At 55.2% G+C, this 19,308-nt stretch carries 17 protein-coding genes; 13 read left to right on the top strand and 4 right to left on the bottom strand.

The genetic code is table 11. The annotated features are described in order from the left end of the window. Positions 1-48: 48 nt before the first annotated feature. From IM267_RS06195 to IM267_RS06180, 4 genes are all read right to left on the bottom strand, one after another. Entirely contained in the window at positions 49-819 is a 771-nt protein-coding gene (locus IM267_RS06195; RefSeq protein ID WP_193033018.1) for a hypothetical protein, read from the bottom strand. A 10-nt stretch (positions 820-829) separates the two neighbouring features. Further along, positions 830-1,753: a transporter gene (locus IM267_RS06190; RefSeq protein ID WP_193033017.1), complete on the bottom strand. Its 924-nt coding sequence runs from the start codon at positions 1,751-1,753 to the stop codon at positions 830-832. A gap of 63 nt (positions 1,754-1,816) precedes the next feature. Next, positions 1,817-3,769 (bottom strand): alkyl/aryl-sulfatase, encoded by a 1,953-nt coding sequence (locus IM267_RS06185; protein ID WP_193033016.1) that lies wholly within the window; start codon positions 3,767-3,769, stop codon positions 1,817-1,819. 336 nt (positions 3,770-4,105) lie between these two features. Then, positions 4,106-4,822 carry a GntR family transcriptional regulator gene (locus IM267_RS06180; protein ID WP_063866117.1) on the bottom strand — a complete coding sequence of 239 codons (717 nt, stop codon included), beginning with the start codon at positions 4,820-4,822 and terminating at the stop codon, positions 4,106-4,108. Between the two features lie 175 nt (positions 4,823-4,997). On the opposite strand from IM267_RS06180, the gene mngA reads away from it, so the two are divergent. The 13 genes from mngA (at position 4,998) to cpoB (ending at position 19,128) form a co-directional block, all read left to right on the top strand. Continuing rightward, positions 4,998-6,914 carry a PTS 2-O-a-mannosyl-D-glycerate transporter subunit IIABC gene (gene mngA, locus IM267_RS06175; protein WP_193033026.1) on the top strand — a complete coding sequence of 639 codons (1,917 nt, stop codon included), beginning with the start codon at positions 4,998-5,000 and terminating at the stop codon, positions 6,912-6,914. 23 nt (positions 6,915-6,937) lie between these two features. Next, the gene (gene mngB / locus IM267_RS06170; RefSeq protein ID WP_193033015.1) at positions 6,938-9,574 is read left to right on the top strand and encodes a mannosylglycerate hydrolase; all 2,637 of its coding nucleotides are present in this window, start codon (positions 6,938-6,940) and stop codon (positions 9,572-9,574) included. Between the two features lie 680 nt (positions 9,575-10,254). Next, positions 10,255-11,823 carry a cytochrome ubiquinol oxidase subunit I gene (gene cydA, locus IM267_RS06165; RefSeq protein ID WP_063449338.1) on the top strand — a complete coding sequence of 523 codons (1,569 nt, stop codon included), beginning with the start codon at positions 10,255-10,257 and terminating at the stop codon, positions 11,821-11,823. 15 nt (positions 11,824-11,838) lie between these two features. Beyond that, positions 11,839-12,978, top strand: a complete 1,140-nt coding sequence (gene cydB / locus IM267_RS06160) for a cytochrome d ubiquinol oxidase subunit II (protein ID WP_063449337.1) — start codon at positions 11,839-11,841, stop codon at positions 12,976-12,978. Positions 12,979-12,992: 14 nt separating this feature from the next. After that, positions 12,993-13,106 carry a cytochrome bd-I oxidase subunit CydX gene (gene cydX, locus IM267_RS06155; protein ID WP_006177208.1) on the top strand — a complete coding sequence of 38 codons (114 nt, stop codon included), beginning with the start codon at positions 12,993-12,995 and terminating at the stop codon, positions 13,104-13,106. Next, entirely contained in the window at positions 13,106-13,396 is a 291-nt protein-coding gene (gene ybgE / locus IM267_RS06150; protein ID WP_003858596.1) for a cyd operon protein YbgE, read from the top strand. The genes cydX and ybgE overlap by 1 nt, the downstream gene beginning before the upstream one ends. A 148-nt stretch (positions 13,397-13,544) precedes the next feature. Continuing rightward, positions 13,545-13,949: a tol-pal system-associated acyl-CoA thioesterase gene (gene ybgC, locus IM267_RS06145; RefSeq protein WP_003858593.1), complete on the top strand. Its 405-nt coding sequence runs from the start codon at positions 13,545-13,547 to the stop codon at positions 13,947-13,949. Then, positions 13,946-14,638, top strand: a complete 693-nt coding sequence (gene tolQ, locus IM267_RS06140; protein WP_193033014.1) for a Tol-Pal system protein TolQ — start codon at positions 13,946-13,948, stop codon at positions 14,636-14,638. The genes ybgC and tolQ overlap by 4 nt, the downstream gene beginning before the upstream one ends. A 3-nt stretch (positions 14,639-14,641) precedes the next feature. Continuing rightward, entirely contained in the window at positions 14,642-15,070 is a 429-nt protein-coding gene (tolR, locus tag IM267_RS06135; RefSeq protein ID WP_003858589.1) for a colicin uptake protein TolR, read from the top strand. Between the two features lie 28 nt (positions 15,071-15,098). Then, positions 15,099-16,352, top strand: a complete 1,254-nt coding sequence (tolA, locus tag IM267_RS06130; RefSeq protein ID WP_193033013.1) for a cell envelope integrity protein TolA — start codon at positions 15,099-15,101, stop codon at positions 16,350-16,352. A 129-nt stretch (positions 16,353-16,481) separates the two neighbouring features. Beyond that, positions 16,482-17,774, top strand: a complete 1,293-nt coding sequence (tolB, locus tag IM267_RS06125; RefSeq protein WP_063866121.1) for a Tol-Pal system beta propeller repeat protein TolB — start codon at positions 16,482-16,484, stop codon at positions 17,772-17,774. Positions 17,775-17,808: 34 nt separating this feature from the next. Beyond that, on the top strand, positions 17,809-18,330 hold the full coding sequence (gene pal, locus IM267_RS06120) for a peptidoglycan-associated lipoprotein Pal (RefSeq protein WP_003858578.1): 522 nt from the start codon (positions 17,809-17,811) through the stop codon (positions 18,328-18,330). Positions 18,331-18,339: 9 nt separating this feature from the next. Then, the gene (gene cpoB / locus IM267_RS06115; protein ID WP_063866122.1) at positions 18,340-19,128 is read left to right on the top strand and encodes a cell division protein CpoB; all 789 of its coding nucleotides are present in this window, start codon (positions 18,340-18,342) and stop codon (positions 19,126-19,128) included. Positions 19,129-19,308 lie beyond the last annotated feature (180 nt).

Below are 19,308 nucleotides of genomic sequence, written 5' to 3'. Positions count from 1 at the left end.
AAAAATGTCCGTTTCGACATGGTTGGCCGCTGAATAGCGGCCTTTTTTTTACATGACGACGCTTAAACCGGCATAGAGGGTGAATTTCGGCAGATTGTCCCCGTCGTGCGCAACCGTCCACTGTGGCTCGATAAAGGCGCTGACCACTTTTCCTCCCACTCCCCAGGCGCGCCCGCCGCCAATGCCAACCGGAATGTAATAATCATCCGACTCCCGATCCCAGGTCCAGATGCCCGAGCTGCGCAAGTACCAGCCGCCCTGAAACTTATAGATAAAGATCGGCTGGAACGTCGCGGTCTCTACGTCGTCGCGCGCGTCGTCTCCGGCAAAGCTTTTCTGCCATTGCACCAGCGTGCCCGCCATCCAGCCGGGGGTGGATTTGATCGCAACGGCAGAGAGCCCGCCCTGCCATTTGCCGCTGCCCAGCGCGTCATCGCTGGCGGAGTCTGCCGTGATGAGCGGCCCCACGCCAATTTTTACCCCCTCCTGTTTGAGCAGGAAAATATCAAATAAGTTGATATCGCCAGGCCCGGTCTTATAGCCCTGCGGCTGTGGGCGGGTTGCCATCGGAACGGTTAAGCGAAGGATCTGCGGCACGGGTACCCAGTCGTTGGCGGCTAACGGAACGGTTGCGCGGAAGAGCGTATCGTTGAGATGCCGATCGCTGTTGTAAAGCTCAGGCGTGTAGTAATCCTGAAGCGCAACGGAGGTCGAAAGGTGTAACGGGTTGGTGGCTTTTTCAATGGCATCCTCTACCGCGGCGTGGCCGAGAGCCGGCATCAGCATCATCAGGCCGGGTAACAGTAAACGGTTTCGCATGTTGTCCTCCTTACCATAGATATTGCAGACGGAATGACCAGGTGGTGACGTCCGGCGAGCCATCCCGCTGATGCGTGGTGTCGGTGTAGGCGATCATCCCCCCAAAACGCGGGCTCAGCATGAAGCCAAGAGAGCCGCCAAGCAGCACGTTCTCCTGCTCGTCGTCCTGCAACGTTCCGTCAACGCGGGTTTCGCCGCCTTTCGTCCAGCTGGAGTCCAGCGAGAGCCAGAGCGCGGGCGAGAGGGTATAGCTCCAGTGGCCTTCGAGGGTGTAGAGCGGGCGCTGTTCCAGGCGGCTGTTTTGCTGGTAGTCATTATTGTCGGTGAAGAAACTGACCCAGCTGTTGAGCTCCAGCCAGGTCGGGCCGAGCGGCACGCCGAACGCCAGCTCGGGCTTAAAGGCCCAGCGGTTCGCGCCGATGTTGATCGCGTTATCGCTGTCATAGTCTCCCGTGGGAAGGGTGAGCCAGAGCGCGCCCGTCAGGAACATCTCCGGCTGCCAGCGCTTAAATTCCTCCACGCTGAGCGCCGGGCCGCCGAACAGGTTATGGGCAAAGACCACCTGGGTATCGCCGAGGTTTTCATGACTGAGCGAACCGGTAAGGTAGTTGGCATTATCCAGCGAGGCCGTCACGCTGGCGTAGGGCTGGATGACCTGTATCGCTGAAACGCGTCCGTCGATATCGAACGAATGCGCGTAGCGTAAAACGTACACGTCTGCGTCCACGCTGGCGCCATCGGCGGGAAGGTTTCCATCGAGCGAGGTATTGGTATGAACATTGTTGTAATAGCCGAAGATGAGATTGGTGTCCTTCGGCAGGTTTTGCCAGTCGCGGGCGTTATCGGCCCGCACGTACAGCGGCAACAAAACCAGCAGCAGGCCTGCGATCAGAACGATAATGGCCACCACGAGATGACGTTCAGATTTTTGCATAACATTGTCCCGTTATGTTTTTGCAATAAACGCCCCGACCGCGCGGGCAGGGGCGGGCAAGGGTCAGGGGGTGACGATGTTGAACATCTGCGGGAAGGTATCCAGCAGGTCCAGCAGCTCCTTCAGCTTCTGGGTGCTGCCGTCGACGCTGAGCTCGCCATCAGCGATACTCTTGTCCAGCGGCTGCTGGTGGTTTATCAAATGGGACATCCCGGCCACGCTGGTCTTCACGCTGAAGTCAGGGTCGCTGAAGGGGAGATCCTTGTGGTACATGATGACGCTGTTGTTAAGCGCGATCCCCCACTTGTCGCCGTCAGGCAGCGTCCAGTTGAAGCGCAGCTGTTTGCCGTTGGCCTTCGGCCCGTTAAGCGCCACGCCCATATAATCAAGCAGGGCTTCAGGGGCAATGCTGGCGGTGAGATCGCTGTCCATTGTCGACCCGGCCGGGATAACCGGAACGCCGTCGCGCAGCTCTTTCGCGCCGCTCAGGTACTCATTGCGCCAGAGCGCGTTCTCGCTCTGCCAGCCGAGCTGGGAGAAGACGTCCGCCTGTAGCGCCTTAGCCTGCTTGTTCTCCGGGTTGGCGAAAATCAGATGGTTAAGAAGCTGTGCGGCCCAGCGATAGTCTCCGCTGTTCACCGCCTGCTGCGCCTGCTGGTAGACCTGCTTCTCACCGCCCATCAGGTGAATGTATTTAGGCGCGGCCTCTTTTTCGGGGAGAGGATTCAGGTTAGCGGGGTTACTGTCGTACCAGCCCATGTAATACATGTACATGCCTTTGGCATTGTGGCTGACCGTGCCGTAGTAGCCCTGGTTGGCCCAGTTTTTCGCGAGGCTGTCCGGCAGGCGGATGGTCTCGGCGATTTCATCCATGGTATAGCCCTTGTTGATCAGATTAAGCACCTGATCGTTCAGGTATTTATACATGTCGCGCTGGTCGCCCATGTACTTCCTGATGCGGGCGTTGTCCCACATAGGCCAGAGGTGCTGGCTGATGGTGATTTGCGCTTTATCGCCGTAGGTGACGAGCGCTTTGTCCAGCGCTTTCCACCAGTTCACCGCGCTACGCGCCTTGGCGCCCCGCAGGGTATAGAGGTTGTGCATGCTGGGGTTCAGCAACTCCGTGGTGTCCAGCACGTTGAACTGCGGGAACCACATCATCATCTCGGACGGTGCCTCCGTACCGGGAACCAGCAGGAACTCTATATCAATACCGTCTATGTTCACCCGGTCGCCGGATTTATTCACGATATACGTCGGAGCGATTAAGCTGTTTTTGCCGGTTGCCAGCGATTTGCCCATGCCGTTATCCACATGGCCTTCTGGCCCGGGTTTCAGCATCATGCCGTACATATAGAGCGCCCGGCGGCTCATCGCGTTTCCCGCCAGCAGGTTTTCGCTGGTGGCTTCCTCCATGAATCCATCCGGCGCGTAGATTTTCACCTTGCCGCTCTTCACGTCGCTCTCGGAAACGACGCCCTTCACGCCGCCGAAATGATCCACATGGCTATGCGTATAAATGACGGCAACAACAGGCTTTTTCGGACGGTGCTGATAATAAAGCTCAAGCGCTGCACGGGCGGTATCGGTCGCCACCAGCGGATCGATAATAATAATGCCGCTGTCGCCTTCAACAATGGTCATGTTGGAAATATCCAGCCCGCGCACCTGATACATTTTATCGGTGACTTTAAATAACCCGGAAATATTGTTGAGCTGGGCGTGGCGCCATAAAGAAGGGTTAACCGTTGCCGGGGCTTCCCCCTTGAGGAAAGACCAGCCGTCAATATTCATTACGGTTTTGCCGCCGTCGGTTTTAATTACCGGCGCGGTGAGCGTGGCGATAAATCCACGTTTCGCGTCAGCGATACCCTGCTGGTCGGTGAAGTCCAGCGTTTTATAGACGGCGGCATTGCGCTCTTTCGTATAGGCAGAAGGGCTGGGGGCGCTGTCGCTCGCGCTGGCCTGAAAAGCGAACAGCGTGAAAAGACTAACTGCAATCAGAGTCGGTTTCATATCCTGCATCCTTAGGTGATAAATCTCACGCTAAGAGTGCGGCATAGCAGATTCGGAAAAGACAAATTATATCCGCAGCTACTATAAATCGGCGGAAATAAAAACAAAAGTGACGGTAATTATTGATTATTTGTATGAGGCTGGCGAAACAGCCACCACAAGGGATGCGCGCGCTGATGGTGTCGCGCGTCGAAAAATAAATGTGATGCTCTGCACAGAATTCTATTCATAAAATAAATAGCCGGAAAATGCATTTTTACAATAAACCACGAAATGCAATGGCAAATAATTAAATGTCAGCGATATCCTAACGCGAAGCTATTAGGACATCGCCTCTTAATGATGGCGCCGGGCAATTAAGGTGAAGCGATAGTCGTCGCTTTTAAAGCTGTTGCGGCTGTACTCAAACAGCGTCCCGTCATTAAGAAAGCCGCGGGAGATTTTTTCAAGGATCGGGCGGGAAGGATCGATTCCCAGTGCCTCGATGGTTTCTGGCGTAGGGTTTACCGCGACGATCTCCTGCTCGCTCCGGTCAATGACCATCTTCTTTATCTGCTCAATGTAGTGGTACTTGGAGTTTTCCATCACTTCCCAGGTGAGATCGGGGAAAAGCGCCAGCGGCATCCACGTCTCTTCCAGCGTAACTGGCTTTTGCTTGATAAAGCGGACGCGCTTAACGTGCCAGACCTTATCGCCTTCGGCGAGCGCCATCGTTGCCGCCAGCGCCGCATCGGCTTTAATCACTTCGAACACCCGCACGTCGCTGTGGGTTTCCACGCGTCTGTCCGCCAGCTTTTCGTAAAAGCTGGTGAGCTGGTAGATGTCGTAATTAACCCGTTCCTCTTTAACGTAGGTGCCGCTGCCCTGAACGCTCTCCACGATGCCCTGCTCGGTCAACAACTTCAGGGCCTGCCGAACGGTTACGCGGCTCACGCCGTAGGTGGCCTGGAGCGCGGATTCGGTCGGCAGCGCGTCCCCGGCGGCCAGCACACCCTGCTGGATCTGATCCCGCAGGGTATCCGCGATCTGACGATATTTCGGTTTTCCGCTCATGCACGCCCGTTGTCTTGTTCCGTTAATACCATTGATGACGATTATGCCTCGGCGGATGAAATTGTAAATAATACAAATTGAATACAAATGATCGCTAAACATGAAAATGATCACATAATCGTCTTATTTGCTCTGCGATACTCTCGCCAGTCTGTTTACGGGAGTAACCATAATGATGAACCTGACGGCGTTAACGCATCCAGATGCGCTCTGCCTGAACGCGCGATTCCGCAGTCGCGATGAGGCCATAGACGCGCTGGCCGGCAGGCTGGCCCGGTGTGGCGCAGTCTCCGATCTGGCGCTTTTTTTGCGTGATGTCCACCAGCGTGAGGCCCAGGGGCCGACGGCGCTGGGAGAGGGGCTTGCCGTTCCGCACGGAAAATCCGTGGCCGTGAGCAGGGCTGCGTTTGCCGTGGCGACGCTCGCCGATCCGCTGGAGTGGGAGGGGGTGGATGGCCCCGAACGCGTGGAGCTGATTTTTCTGCTCGCCATTCCGCCAGCCGAAGCGGGATCGACGCACATGCAGCTATTAACCGCGCTCACCACCCGTCTGGCGGACGATGCGCTTCGCGCGCGCGTCATGAGCGCCACCACCGCGGACGCGCTGCTTGCTGCCCTGGACGATGCGCCGCAGCCAGAGGAAAGCGCGCGTTTGACCGACGCCCCGACGGTTGTCTGCGTAACCGCCTGTCCGGCCGGGATCGCCCATACCTATATGGCCGCAGAATATCTCGAAAAAGCGGGACGTAAGCTCGGCGTCAATGTGGTGGTCGAGAAGCAGGGGGCGAACGGCGTTGAGGGGCGCATTACCGCTCAGCAGCTGCGGGAAGCCAAAGCGTGTATCTTCGCGGCGGAAGTGGCGATCAAAGAGAGCGAACGCTTTCAGGGGATCCCCACCCTTTCCGTACCCGTAGCTGAACCCTTACGTCATGCGGAAGCGCTTATTGAGCGCGCGCTGGCGCTAGAGCCAGTATCCGATGCGCGCCCTGCGCATGTCGACACAGACACCAAAAAGCGCGTTAAAACCGAACTTAAGCAGGCGCTTCTCAGCGGCATCTCCTTTGCGGTGCCGCTGATTGTCGCTGGCGGCACGGTGCTGGCCGTGTCGGTACTGCTGGCGCAAATCCTGGGCTTGCAGCATCTGTTCGATCAGGAAAACTCGTGGCTGTGGATGTACCGCAAACTGGGCGGCGGGATGCTCGGTATTCTGATGGTTCCTGTTCTCGCGGCCTATACCGCTTACTCGCTGGCGGATAAACCTGCGCTTACGCCGGGTTTTGCTGCGGGTCTGGCCGCCAATATGATTGGTTCCGGTTTTCTGGGGGCCATCGTCGGCGGGCTGATTGCGGGTTACCTGATGCGCTGGGTGAAAAACCACATCCGGCTGAGCAGCCGCTACAACGGCTTTCTGACCTTTTATCTCTATCCGGTGATGGGCGTGCTGGGTGCAGGCAGCCTGATGCTGTTTGTAATTGGCGAACCGGTGGCCTGGATCAATAACGCCCTGACAGCCTGGCTTAACGGGCTGTCCGGCGCGAACGCGCTGCTTCTGGGCGCGATTCTGGGCTTTATGTGCTCGTTCGATCTGGGCGGCCCGGTCAACAAAGCCTCTTACGCGTTCTGCCTGGGGGCGATGGCCAACGGCGTCTACGGTCCTTATGCGATCTTTGCCTCCGTCAAAATGGTATCGGCCTTTACCGTGACGGCGTCAACGATGCTGGCTCCGAGCCTGTTTAAACAGTTCGAAATTGAGACCGGCAAATCCACCTGGCTGCTGGGGCTGGCGGGCATCACCGAGGGGGCAATTCCGATGGCTATCGAGGATCCGCTGCGGGTCATCGGCTCATTCGTTCTGGGATCAATGGCGACCGGCGCGATTGTCGGGGCGATGGGGATTGGGCTTTCCACCCCGGGAGCGGGCATTTTCTCTCTCTTCTTACTGCATGATGCCGGGCTGGGTGGCGTGATGGCCGCTGCGGGCTGGTTTGGCGCCGCGCTGGTTGGCGCCGCCATCTCTACGCTCATGTTACTGCTCTGGCGACGTCACGCCGTGAAGAGCGGCACCTACGTGACTGAAGACATTACATCCTAAACACGCACCGACAGGAAACGAAGATGAAAGCTGTATCTCGCGTTCATATCACGCCACATATGCACTGGGACCGTGAGTGGTACTTCACCACCGAAGCGTCACGTATTCTTCTGGTCAATAATATGGAAGAGATCCTCACCCGTCTTGAACAGGATGCAGAGTACAAATACTACGTCCTCGACGGCCAGACGGCGGTGCTGGAAGATTATTTTGCCGTGAAGCCGGAAAGCAGGCCACGCGTGAAAGCGCTGGTGGAGGCCGGGAAGCTGATCGTGGGTCCGTGGTATACCCAGACGGATACCACCCTTGTCTCCGGCGAGTCGATTGTCCGCAATCTGATGTACGGCATGCGCGACTGCATGGCCTTTGGCGAGCCGATGAAAATTGGCTATCTGCCGGACTCCTTCGGCATGTCTTCCCAGCTGCCGCACATTTATAACGGTTTTGGCATCACGCGCACCATGTTCTGGCGCGGGTGCTCCGAGCGGCACGGTACCGATAAAACCGAATTTCTCTGGCAAAGCCAGGACGGCAGCGAAGTGACGGCACAGGTGCTGCCCTTGGGCTACGCGATTGGTAAGTACTTACCGGAGGATGAAGACGGGCTGCGGAAACGGCTCGACGCCTGGTTAGAGGTGCTCGAAAAAGCCTCCGTGACGAAAGAAATTTTGCTGCCTAACGGCCACGACCAGATGCCGCTCCAGCAGAACATTTTTGCGGTGATGGATAAGCTTCGCGAAATCTATCCGCAGCGTCAGTTTGTGATGAGCCGCTTCGAGGAGGTATTTGACCACATCGACGCGCACCGCGATGAACTGGCAACCCTGAAAGGGGAGTTTATTGACGGTAAATACATGCGAGTGCACCGGACCATCGGCTCCACGCGGATGGACATCAAAATTGCCCACGCCCGGATAGAAAACAAAATCGTCAACGTTCTTGAGCCGCTGGCCACGCTTGCCTGGACGCTGGGCTTTGAGTATCACCACGGCCTGCTGGAAAAAATGTGGAAAGAGATCCTCAAGAATCACGCCCACGACAGTATCGGCTGCTGCTGTAGTGACAAAGTGCATCGCGAGGTGATGTCCCGCTTCGAGCTGGCGGAAGACATGGCCGATAACCTGACGTGCTTCTATATGCGCAAGATTGTCGACAACATGCCGCAAAGCGATGAAGACAAACTGGTGATGTTTAACCTGACGCCCTGGCCGCGCGAGGAAGTGATTAACACCACGATACGTCTGCGCGCCAGCCAGTTCCGCCTGCTGGACGATAAGGGGAATGACATTCCTTATTACCTCCGCAGCGCGCGCGAGATCGACCCCGGGCTGATTGATCGGCAGATTGTGCATTACGGCAACTATGAGCCCTTTATGGAGTTCGACATCCAGCTCAACCAGATCCTGCCATCAATGGGTTATCGCACGCTGTTTATCGAGCCGCACGTGGCCGGCAAGCTGCTGGCACCAGAAAATGCGTCGGCGGCGCTGCTGGAAAATGCGTTCTGGGAAATTACGTTAAATGAAGACGGGTCGCTGCGCCTGCGCGACAAAGAGTCCGGGCTGATTTATGACCGCGCGCTGGAAATAGAAGAGAGCTCGGATGATGGCGATGAGTACGACTACTCGCCCTCTCGGGAAGAGTGGCGGCTCACTTCCGCGCAGGGCGAGCACGACGTTGAGGTGATCCACGAGGCCTGGCAGAGCAGGGCGGTGATCCGCCATCGCATGGCGGTGCCGGCGAATCTCGCCGAACGTTCTGCGCGTCAGCTGACGGGGATGCTTGAGGCAGAACTGACGGTCACGCTCGGCCATAACAGCCGGCGTATCGACGTTGAGGCGCGTCTCGGCAATCACGCGGATGACCATCGCGTGCGGGTGCTGATCCCGACGCCGTTCACCACGGAGGCAGTACTGGCCGATACACAGTTCGGTTCGCTGACGCGCCCCGTACGGGATGAAGCGATGGCGAACTGGCAGGAGGAAGGATGGAAGGAAGCGCCGCTGCCGGTGTGGAACCTGCTCAACTACGCGGTGCTCCAGGAACGGCGTAACGGGATGGCGCTGTTCACCGAAGGGTTGCGCGAATTTGAGGTGACCGGCGAGCGTCAAAAAACATTTGCCCTGACGTTGCTTCGCGGCGTGGGGCTGCTTGGAAAAGAGGATTTACTTTTGCGCCCGGGCAGGCCGTCCGGGATCAAAATGCCGGTGCCGGATTCGCAGGTGCGGGGCCAGCTACGCTGTCGCTTCAGCCTGTTCACGTTTACCGGCACGCCCGTGAGTGCCGGCGTTGCGCAGCAGGCGAAGTCGTGGTTAACGCCGGTGCACTGTTACAACAAAATCCCCTGGGATGCGATGAAGCTTAACCGCACCGCCTTCACCACGCCCGGCAGCTACAGTCTGTTAACGCTTTCGCCAAACGGATGCGTGCTCAGCGCGCTGAAGAAAGCAGAAGATCGTGACGAGATGATAGTGCGTCTCTACAACCCGTCCGAGACGCAATCCTGCGACGTTGCCCTGTCAGTGAACCGCGTGGTGCTGGCCTGTTGCGAAACGGACATGAATGAGATGCCCGACGCGGCAGGGGAGGAGAGTGCGGGCATTTCTGGTCCGTTCCGTCCGTGCCAGTCCCGAACCTTTAGCGTCAGGATAGAGAGGTAATACCTGGCTTAACAAAAGGTCGCAGGGGGTGCGGCCTTTTTTTTCATTAAAAAGTCACACAGGGGTGTTAATTTTAATGCTGCTAAAGGTGAATAAAATGTAATCATTTATTCTGATGGCAAAGTAATAAAAAAATACTGTGAAGCGGATAACAGAATATGTTTCGTCGTCCACAAAATACGATTTTCCTGTCGCGTTAATAAAAATCACAACTGTTTATATTCTCTTCTGCCTTTTATAACGCCGCGCGCCTAAAAATATACATGTCATTAACAAGGTCTTTACTATGCATACCACAAAGAAACATCGTTAACAGATGTCGGCATTTTTGATTTAAATCAATGTTTAATGCTTGGAAAAAGGCTCCAAAAGGCGTTAAATTGTTCCCGATCAAAATGGCCGAAAAGTGGTAATTTTGCTATAAATTGATCGCCGTCGAAAAACGTAAATCTGTTCGAATAAAAACCTGTTTATTGTAAGGGTTTTGCAGCGTATTATATTTACGGGATCAATTTGGTTTTTTCTTAACGTATTTGTAACCTTTCATCGTTGCTTTTTCCCCCTCCGGAGAATAAGCAACGAAGAAGGGACGCAGATAACTTTGTATTGGGGCATGCGTGTGGATCCTTATCTAACGGGGTTCACTCTCGGAGTCTTCATGCGATGAGCAAGGAGTCATAATGTTAGACGTAGTCGAACTGTCGCGCTTACAGTTTGCCTTGACCGCGATGTACCACTTCCTGTTTGTGCCGCTGACGCTGGGTATGGCGTTCCTGCTGGCGATCATGGAAACGGTTTACGTCCTCTCCGGCAAACAGATTTATAAAGATATGACCAAGTTCTGGGGCAAGTTGTTTGGCATCAACTTTGCGCTGGGCGTGGCAACCGGTCTGACCATGGAGTTCCAGTTCGGGACTAACTGGTCTTACTATTCCCACTACGTTGGGGATATTTTTGGTGCGCCGCTGGCCATTGAAGGTCTGATGGCCTTCTTCCTCGAATCCACCTTTGTAGGTCTGTTCTTCTTCGGTTGGGACCGTCTGGGTAAAGTCCAGCATATGGCGGTAACCTGGCTGGTGGCATTAGGCTCCAACCTGTCCGCGCTGTGGATCCTGGTGGCGAACGGCTGGATGCAAAACCCCATCGCGTCTGATTTCAACTTCGAAACCATGCGTATGGAGATGGTCAGCTTCGCTGAACTCGTCCTGAACCCGGTTGCTCAGGTGAAATTCGTCCACACCGTGGCGTCTGGCTACGTCTGTGGCGCGATGTTCGTGCTGGGCATCAGCTCCTACTATATGCTGCGCGGTCGTGACTTCGCCTTTGCGAAACGCTCCTTTGCTATCGCTGCAAGCTTCGGCATGGCGGCGATTCTGTCCGTTATTGTTCTGGGTGATGAATCCGGTTACGAAATGGGCGACGTGCAGAAAACCAAGCTGGCCGCGATTGAAGCGGAATGGGAAACCCAGCCGGCGCCTGCCGCGTTTACCCTGTTCGGCGTGCCTGACCAGGATGCGCAGGAAAACCGCTTCGCCATTCAAATTCCTTACGCTCTGGGTATTATCGCAACGCGCTCCGTCGACAAACAGGTCACTGGCCTGAAAGATCTGATGGTGCAGCATGAAGAGCGTATCCGTAACGGGATGAAAGCCTACTCGCTGCTGGAACAGCTGCGCGCCGGTTCTACCGACCAGGCCGTTCGCGATCGCTTTAACGACGTGAAGAAAGACCTGGGCTACGGCCTGCTGCTGAAACGCTATACCCCGAACGTCTCCGACGCGACGGAAGAGCAGATTCAGATGGCAACCAAAGACTCCATTCCACGCGTTGCGCCGCTGTACTTTGCGTTCCGCATCATGGTCGGTTGCGGCATTATTATGCTGCTGATCATCGCGGCCTCGTTCTGGTCCGTCATTCGTAACCGCATCGGCGAGAAAAAATGGCTGCTGCGCACGGCGCTGTACGGCATTCCGCTGCCATGGATTGCAATCGAGTCCGGCTGGTTTGTCGCGGAGTATGGCCGTCAGCCGTGGGCAATTGGTGAGGTGCTGCCAACCGCGGTAGCGAACTCCTCCCTGACCGCAGGCGACCTGATCTTCTCCATGCTGCTCATTTGCGGTCTGTACACCCTGTTCCTGGTGGCTGAACTGTTCCTGATGTTCAAGTTCGCGCGCCTTGGCCCAAGCAGCCTGAAAACCGGTCGCTACCACTACGAGCAGTCTGCTGTGACGACTCAGCCGGCACGCTAAGACAGGAGTCATCAAATGATCGATTATGAAGTATTGCGTTTTGTCTGGTGGCTGCTGATCGGCGTTCTGCTGATTGGATTTGCGGTCACCGATGGTTTCGACATGGGCGTGGGCATGCTCACCCGTTTCCTCGGTCGTAATGACACCGAGCGTCGAATCATGATTAACTCCATCGCCCCGCACTGGGACGGTAACCAGGTGTGGCTGATCACCGCAGGCGGCGCGCTGTTCGCTGCCTGGCCGATGGTCTACGCGGCTGCGTTCTCCGGCTTCTATGTGGCGATGATTCTGGTGCTGGCCTCTTTATTCTTCCGTCCGGTAGGTTTTGACTACCGTTCCAAGATTGAAGACACCCGCTGGCGTAACATGTGGGACTGGGGCATCTTCATTGGTAGCTTCGTTCCACCGCTGGTCATTGGTGTGGCGTTCGGTAACCTGTTGCAGGGCGTACCGTTCCACGTCGACGAATATATGCGTCTGTTCTACACCGGTAACTTCTTCCAGCTGCTGAATCCGTTTGGTCTGCTGGCGGGCGTGGTGAGCGTGGCGATGATCATCACCCAGGGCGCAACCTACCTTCAGATGCGTACCGTGGGTGAACTGCACCTGCGTTCCCGCGCAACCGCGCAGGTTGCAGCGCTGGTGACGCTGGTCTGCTTCGCTCTGGCAGGCGTGTGGGTGGTGTACGGTATTGATGGTTACGTGGTGACCTCCGCGATCAACCATACTGCACCGTCTAACCCGCTGACCAAAGAAGTGGCGCGTCAGGCTGGTGCATGGCTGGTGAACTTCAACACTACCCCTGCGCTGTGGGCTATCCCGGCTCTGGGTGTGCTGCTGCCGCTGCTGACCGTGCTGACGTCTCGTCTGGAGAAAGGCGCTCTGGCGTTCGTGTTCTCCTCCCTGACGCTGGCGTGCATCATCCTGACCGCGGGTATTGCGATGTTCCCATTCGTGATGCCGTCCAGCACCATGATGAATGCTAGCCTGACCATGTGGGATGCAACCTCCAGCCAGCTGACGCTGAACCTGATGACGTATGTTGCTTGCGTATTCGTACCGATTATCCTGCTCTACACCAGCTGGTGTTACTGGAAAATGTTCGGTCGTATTACCAAAGAACATATCGAAAGCAACACCCACTCTATGTACTAAGTAAGGAGCTGAATATGTGGTATTTCGCATGGATTTTAGGGACGCTTCTTGCCTGTGCATTTGGTGTCATCACAGCCCTGGCGCTTGAGCATGTTGAAGCGTCCAAAGCAGGTGAAGAAAAGCACTAATGAACATTATCGCAACGTTATATGCGGTAATGGATAAGCGCCCCCTGAGGGCGCTTTCCCTCATTATGGCATTACTGCTGGCGGGCTGTATTTTCTGGGACCCGTCGCGCTTCGCGGCAAAAACCAGCGAGCTTGAGATCTGGCACGGCTTCCTGATTATGTGGGCGGTGTGTGCAGGGGTCATTCACGGCGTTGGCTTTCGTCCGAAAGCGCTTCACTGGCAGGGCATCTTCTGCCCGCTGATTGCCGATCTGGTACTCCTCGCCGGTTTGATTTTCTTCTTCTTCTGAATAAGAAATGTCCGTTAACGATATGGGCTTACCCGAGCCCATAAAAATTTACTCTCCGTTTACTTTCCCCCATTCCAAACCATCATTCCCGCGCGTATAGTAGCGAAGTTTGAAAGCTCCAACTTTTCTTGTATTACCGGGATGTAAAGTGAATACAACGCTGTTTCGATGGCCGGTACGTGTCTACTACGAAGATACCGATGCCGGTGGTGTGGTCTACCACGCCAGCTACGTTGCTTTTTATGAACGGGCACGCACAGAGATGCTGCGCCATCATCACTTTAGTCAACAGGTGCTGTTGGCTGAGCGAGTTGCCTTTGTGGTACGCAAGATGACGCTTGAGTATTTTGCGCCTGCCAGACTCGACGATATGCTCGAAGTCCAAACAGAAATTACATCAATGCGCGGAACTTCACTGGTTTTCACGCAGCGGATAGTCAATGCAGAGAACACGGTACTGAACTCAGCTGAAGTCCTGATTGTCTGTGTTGATCCAACCATAATGAAGCCTCGTGCGCTTCCTAAGTCTATTGTCGCGGAGTTTAAGCAGTGACTGACATGAATATCCTTGATTTGTTCCTGAAGGCAAGCCTTCTGGTTAAACTTATCATGTTGATTTTGATTGGTTTTTCAATCGCATCCTGGGCCATCATCATCCAGAGAACGCGTATCCTCAATGCCGCTGGCCGCGAAGCCGAAGCGTTTGAAGATAGGTTCTGGTCGGGTATCGAGCTTTCTCGTCTGTATCAGGAAAGCCAGGGACGCCGTGATAGCCTTTCAGGCTCCGAACAAATTTTCTATAGTGGTTTCAAAGAGTTCGCTCGCTTACACCGTGCTAACAGCCATGCGCCGGAAGCCGTAGTAGAAGGTGCGTCGCGTGCGATGCGCATCTCCATGAACCGCGAACTGGAAAATCTTGAAACGCATATTCCGTTCCTCGGCACTGTGGGTTCCATCAGCCCGTATATCGGCCTGTTTGGTACGGTGTGGGGGATCATGCACGCCTTTATCGCGCTGGGCGCGGTGAAGCAGGCGACGTTGCAGATGGTTGCACCGGGTATCGCAGAAGCACTGATCGCGACCGCAATCGGTCTGTTCGCCGCAATTCCGGCGGTGATGGCGTACAACCGTCTGAACCAGCGCGTGAACAAACTGGAACTGAACTACGACAACTTTATGGAAGAGTTCACCGCGATTCTGCATCGTCAGGCGTTTACCAGCACCGAGAGCAACAAGGGGTAAACCATGGCCAGATCGCGTGGACGAGGTCGTCGCGAGCTCAAGTCCGAAATCAATATCGTTCCGTTACTGGACGTGCTGCTGGTGCTGCTGCTGATCTTTATGGCGACAGCGCCCATCATCACCCAGAGCGTGGAAGTTGATCTGCCGGATGCGACAGAATCACAGGCGGTAAGCACCAATGACGATCCTCCGGTCATCATTGAGGTTTCCGGCGTAGGGCAGTACAGCGTGGTGGTGGAGAAAGATCGTATGGATCAGCTCCCGCCAGAGCAGGTTATTGCTGAAGCGCAACGACGCCTGGAGTCAAATCCGAAGACGGTCTTCTTAATCGGTGGTGCGAAAGACGTACCATATGATGAAATTATCAAAGCGCTGAACTTGCTACATAGCGCGGGCGTTAAGTCAGTTGGCTTAATGACTCAGCCTATTTGATCATCTGCGTAGTTTTTGGGAACCGATAGTGTCAAAGGCAACCGAACAGAACGACAAGCTTAAGCGAGCGATAATCGTCTCCGCAGTGCTGCACGTGATTCTTTTTGCAGCGCTGATCTGGAGTTCGTTCGATGAGCACATTGATGCATCGGGCGGTGGTGGAGGCTCATCCATCGACGCCGTCATGGTAGATCCCGGTGCGGTAGTGCAGAACTATAATCGTCAGCAACAGCAGCAGGCGAGCGCAAAGCGCGCGGAAGAACAGCGTGAAAAACAGGCGCAACAGCAGGCGGAAGAGTTGCGTGAAAAGCAGGCCGCCGAGCAGGAACGTCTGAAGCAGCTTGAGAAAGAACGTTTGCAGGCGCAGGAAGCGGCGAAAGAGCAGGCGGAGCAGCAGAAACAGGCTGAAGCCGCAGCGAAGCAAGCCCAGGAACAGCAGAAGCAGGCGGAAGAGGCGGCAGCCAAAGCCGCAGCAGACGCGAAGGCGAAGGCAGATGCTCAGGCTAAGTTAGCCGCAGAAGCCGCGAAGAAAGCGGCTGCTGATGCTCAGAAGAAAGCGGAAGCGGAAGCGGCGAAGAAAGCGGCTGCTGACGCGAAGAAGAAAGCGGAAGCGGAAGCGGCGAAAAAAGCGGCTGCCGACGCACAGAAGAAAGCCGAAGCGGAAGCCGCGAAGAAAGCTGCCCAGGAAGCCGAGAAGAAAGCGGCTGCTGATGCTGCGAAAAAAGCGGCCGCCGCCGAGAAAGCTGCGGCAGAAAAAGCCGCCGCTGCGGAAAAAGCTGCCGCTGATAAAAAAGCAGCCGCTGAGAAAGCCGCTGCCGATAAAAAAGCGGCTGCCGAAAAAGCCGCGGCTAAAAAGGCCGCAGCCGCTGAGAAAGCTGCCGCTGCCGCCGGTGTAGACGACCTGCTGGGTGACCTGAGCTCCGGTAAGAATGCACCGAAAACGGGCGGTGGGGCCAAAGGAAATGGACAGCCGTCAAAAGACAGCGGTACCTCCGGAGCCAACGGTGGGGCAACAGGTGCAGATATCAGCGCTTATGCCAAGCAGATCCAGGTTGCGATTCAGAGCCGACTCTTTGATGCAGGCCTGTATCAGGGCAAGCAGTGCGTACTGCACATCAATCTTGCGCCAGACGGCAGGTTGAAAAGCGTGACGTCTGAAGGGGGCGATCCTGCGCTCTGTCAGGCTGCACTGGCCGCAGCCAGATCGGCGAACATTCCTAAACCGCCTAGCGAGGCTGTTTATGAAAAGATAAAAGATGCCAAACTGGACTTTAAGCTGTAATCAACTCTTCTAACGGAAGTCTGAAAAACAGTCTATGGTCGTAAACAGGATAAGTAGTTTTGTCTATTTGGGTTTGTTAACATTCTGCTAAATTATCGTGGGTAAGGTTACCCAGATAAGGGAGATATGATGAAGCAGGCATTACGTGTAGCAGTTAGTTTTTTAATGCTGTGGGCAGCTGTACTGCACGCAGAAGTACGCATTGAGATCACCCAGGGGGTGGACTCAGCGCGTCCAATCGGTGTCGTTCCGTTCCAGTGGGCAGGCCCGGGCGCTGCGCCTGAAGATATTGGCGGCATTGTTGCAGCTGACCTGCGTAACAGCGGTAAATTTAACCCGTTAGATCGTTCTCGTCTGCCGCAGCAGCCGGGTACTGCGCAGGACGTTCAGCCTGCTGCGTGGTCTGCGCTGGGGATTGATGCGGTAGTTGTCGGCCAGGTTACGCCTGCACCAGACGGCGGCTATAACGTTGCGTATCAGCTGGTGGATACCGGCGGTGCGCCGGGTACCGTTCTGGCTCAAAACACTTATAAAGTGAACAAGCAGTGGCTGCGTTATGCAGGCCACACGGCGAGTGACGAAGTGTTTGAGAAGCTGACCGGGATTAAAGGTGCGTTCCGTACCCGTATCGCGTACGTTGTGCAGACCAACGGCGGCCAGTTCCCTTATGAGCTGCGCGTCTCTGACTACGATGGTTACAACCAGTTCACCGTGCACCGTTCTCCGCAGCCGCTGATGTCTCCGGCATGGTCTCCTGACGGCTCCAAGCTGGCGTACGTGACCTTCGAGAGCGGCCGTTCCGCGCTGGTTATCCAGACGCTGTCTAACGGCGCTGTGCGTCAGGTTGCGTCATTCCCGCGTCACAACGGTGCGCCTGCGTTCTCTCCGGACGGGACTAAACTGGCGTTTGCCCTGTCTAAAACCGGTAGCCTGAACCTGTACGTCATGGACATTGGCTCTGGCCAGATCCGCCAGGTAACCGATGGTCGTAGCAACAACACGGAGCCAACCTGGTTCCCGGACAGCCAGAATCTGGCCTTTACGTCTGACCAGGCCGGTCGTCCACAAGTTTATAAAATGAATATCAACGGCGGAGCAGCGCAGCGCATTACCTGGGAAGGTTCTCAGAACCAGGATGCTGACGTCAGTGCCGATGGTAAAACAATGGTAATGGTCAGCACTGCGGGTGGTCAGCAGCACATTGCCAAACAAGATCTGGTAACGGGAGGCGTACAAATACTGTCGTCAACGTTCCTGGATGAAACGCCAAGTCTGGCACCTAACGGCACCATGGTAATCTACAGCTCTTCTCAGGGGATGGGATCCGTGCTGAATCTGGTTTCTACAGATGGGCGTTTCAAAGCGCGTCTTCCGGCAACTGATGGACAGGTAAAATCACCTGCCTGGTCGCCGTATCTGTAATAATAATTAATTGATTACTAAAGGAATCTTAGAAATGCAACTGAACAAAGTGCTGAAGGGGCTGATGATCGCTCTGCCTGTAATGGCAATCGCAGCGTGTTCTTCTAACAAGAACGCAAGCAATGACCAGAGCGGCGAAGGCATGATGGGTGCCGGCACCGGTATGGACGCTAACGGCAATGGCAATATGTCTTCTGAAGAGCAAGCGCGTCTTCAGATGCAGCAGTTACAGCAGAACAACATCGTTTACTTCGATCTGGATAAATACGACATCCGTTCTGACTTCGCTGCAATGCTGGATGCGCACGCAAACTTCCTGCGTAGCAACCCGTCTTACAAAGTCACCGTAGAAGGTCATGCGGACGAACGTGGTACCCCAGAGTACAACATCTCCCTGGGTGAACGTCGTGCAAACGCTGTTAAAATGTACCTCCAGGGTAAAGGCGTTTCTGCTGACCAGATCTCCATCGTTTCTTACGGTAAAGAAAAACCAGCAGTACTGGGTCACGACGAAGCGGCTTACTCCAAAAACCGTCGTGCCGTACTCGTTTACTAAGAGAATTGCATGAGCAGTAACTTCGGACATCATCTGATGAGTCTGTCGTTACTGGTTGGAATAGCGGCCCCCTGGGCCGCTTTTGCTCAGGCACCAATCAGTAGTGTCGGCTCAGGCTCGGTAGAAGACCGGGTCACTCAGCTCGAGCGTATTTCTAACGCTCACAGTCAGCTTTTAACTCAACTCCAGCAGCAACTTTCCGACAACCAGAACGATATCGATTCCCTTCGCGGTCAGATCCAGGAGAGTCAGTATCAGCTTAATCAGGTTGTGGAGCGCCAGAAGCAAATTTTGTCGCAGATGGATAGCCTGAGCAGCGGCGGTGCGGCTGCACAGCCCGCAGCAGGCGATCAAAGCGGTGCGGCGACGCCTGCACCTGCGGAAGATGCCTCAGCGTCGTCTGGAGCGCCTGTACAGAGCGGTGACGCGAATACGGACTATAACGCGGCCATTGCCCTTGTGCAGGACAAATCGCGCCAGGACGATGCTATCGTTGCGTTTCAGAACTTCGTGAAGAAGTACCCTGATTCCACTTACCAGCCCAATGCGAACTACTGGCTGGGTCAGTTGAATTACAACAAGGGTAAAAAGGATGATGCGGCGTTTTATTTTGCCTCTGTGGTGAAAAATTACCCGAAATCACCGAAAGCGCCGGATGCGATGTTTAAAGTTGGCGTGATCATGCAGGACAAAGGCGACACGGCTAAAGCCAAAGCGGTTTATCAGCAGGTGGTTGCTAAATTCCCGGGCACCGACGGCGCCAAACAAGCGCAAAAACGTTTAAGTTCGATGGGTTGATTACCGCATGACCAGAAATCGCGTTATTTCTGGTCGTGCAGCATGATTCCTAAGCAGTTAAGTGATCTTCATCGAAATTTTTGTTGCGCAGAATTCTTAAATCAGTAATATATGCCGCCGTTGCCACGGGATATCAAACAACGTGAAAGCAGCGCAAAAGTGGGTCGTTAGCTCAGTTGG

Source organism: Enterobacter cloacae complex sp. P15RS (assembly GCF_014895905.1).
In the GTDB taxonomy this organism is placed as follows: Bacteria; Pseudomonadota; Gammaproteobacteria; order Enterobacterales; family Enterobacteriaceae; genus Enterobacter; species Enterobacter quasihormaechei.
This window is presented reverse-complemented; position numbering and strand designations above follow the sequence as displayed.

Coding starts and splice junctions, on each gene's coding strand:
- IM267_RS06195 (WP_193033018.1), bottom strand. CDS start 819: ATGCGAAACCGTTTACTGTTACCCGGCCTGATGATGCTGATGCCGGCT.
- IM267_RS06190 (WP_193033017.1), bottom strand. CDS start 1,753: ATGCAAAAATCTGAACGTCATCTCGTGGTGGCCATTATCGTTCTGATC.
- IM267_RS06185 (WP_193033016.1), bottom strand. CDS start 3,769: ATGAAACCGACTCTGATTGCAGTTAGTCTTTTCACGCTGTTCGCTTTT.
- IM267_RS06180 (WP_063866117.1), bottom strand. CDS start 4,822: ATGAGCGGAAAACCGAAATATCGTCAGATCGCGGATACCCTGCGGGAT.
- mngA (WP_193033026.1), top strand. CDS start 4,998: ATGAACCTGACGGCGTTAACGCATCCAGATGCGCTCTGCCTGAACGCG.
- mngB (WP_193033015.1), top strand. CDS start 6,938: ATGAAAGCTGTATCTCGCGTTCATATCACGCCACATATGCACTGGGAC.
- cydA (WP_063449338.1), top strand. CDS start 10,255: ATGTTAGACGTAGTCGAACTGTCGCGCTTACAGTTTGCCTTGACCGCG.
- cydB (WP_063449337.1), top strand. CDS start 11,839: ATGATCGATTATGAAGTATTGCGTTTTGTCTGGTGGCTGCTGATCGGC.
- cydX (WP_006177208.1), top strand. CDS start 12,993: ATGTGGTATTTCGCATGGATTTTAGGGACGCTTCTTGCCTGTGCATTT.
- ybgE (WP_003858596.1), top strand. CDS start 13,106: ATGAACATTATCGCAACGTTATATGCGGTAATGGATAAGCGCCCCCTG.
- tolR (WP_003858589.1), top strand. CDS start 14,642: ATGGCCAGATCGCGTGGACGAGGTCGTCGCGAGCTCAAGTCCGAAATC.
- tolB (WP_063866121.1), top strand. CDS start 16,482: ATGAAGCAGGCATTACGTGTAGCAGTTAGTTTTTTAATGCTGTGGGCA.
- pal (WP_003858578.1), top strand. CDS start 17,809: ATGCAACTGAACAAAGTGCTGAAGGGGCTGATGATCGCTCTGCCTGTA.
- cpoB (WP_063866122.1), top strand. CDS start 18,340: ATGAGCAGTAACTTCGGACATCATCTGATGAGTCTGTCGTTACTGGTT.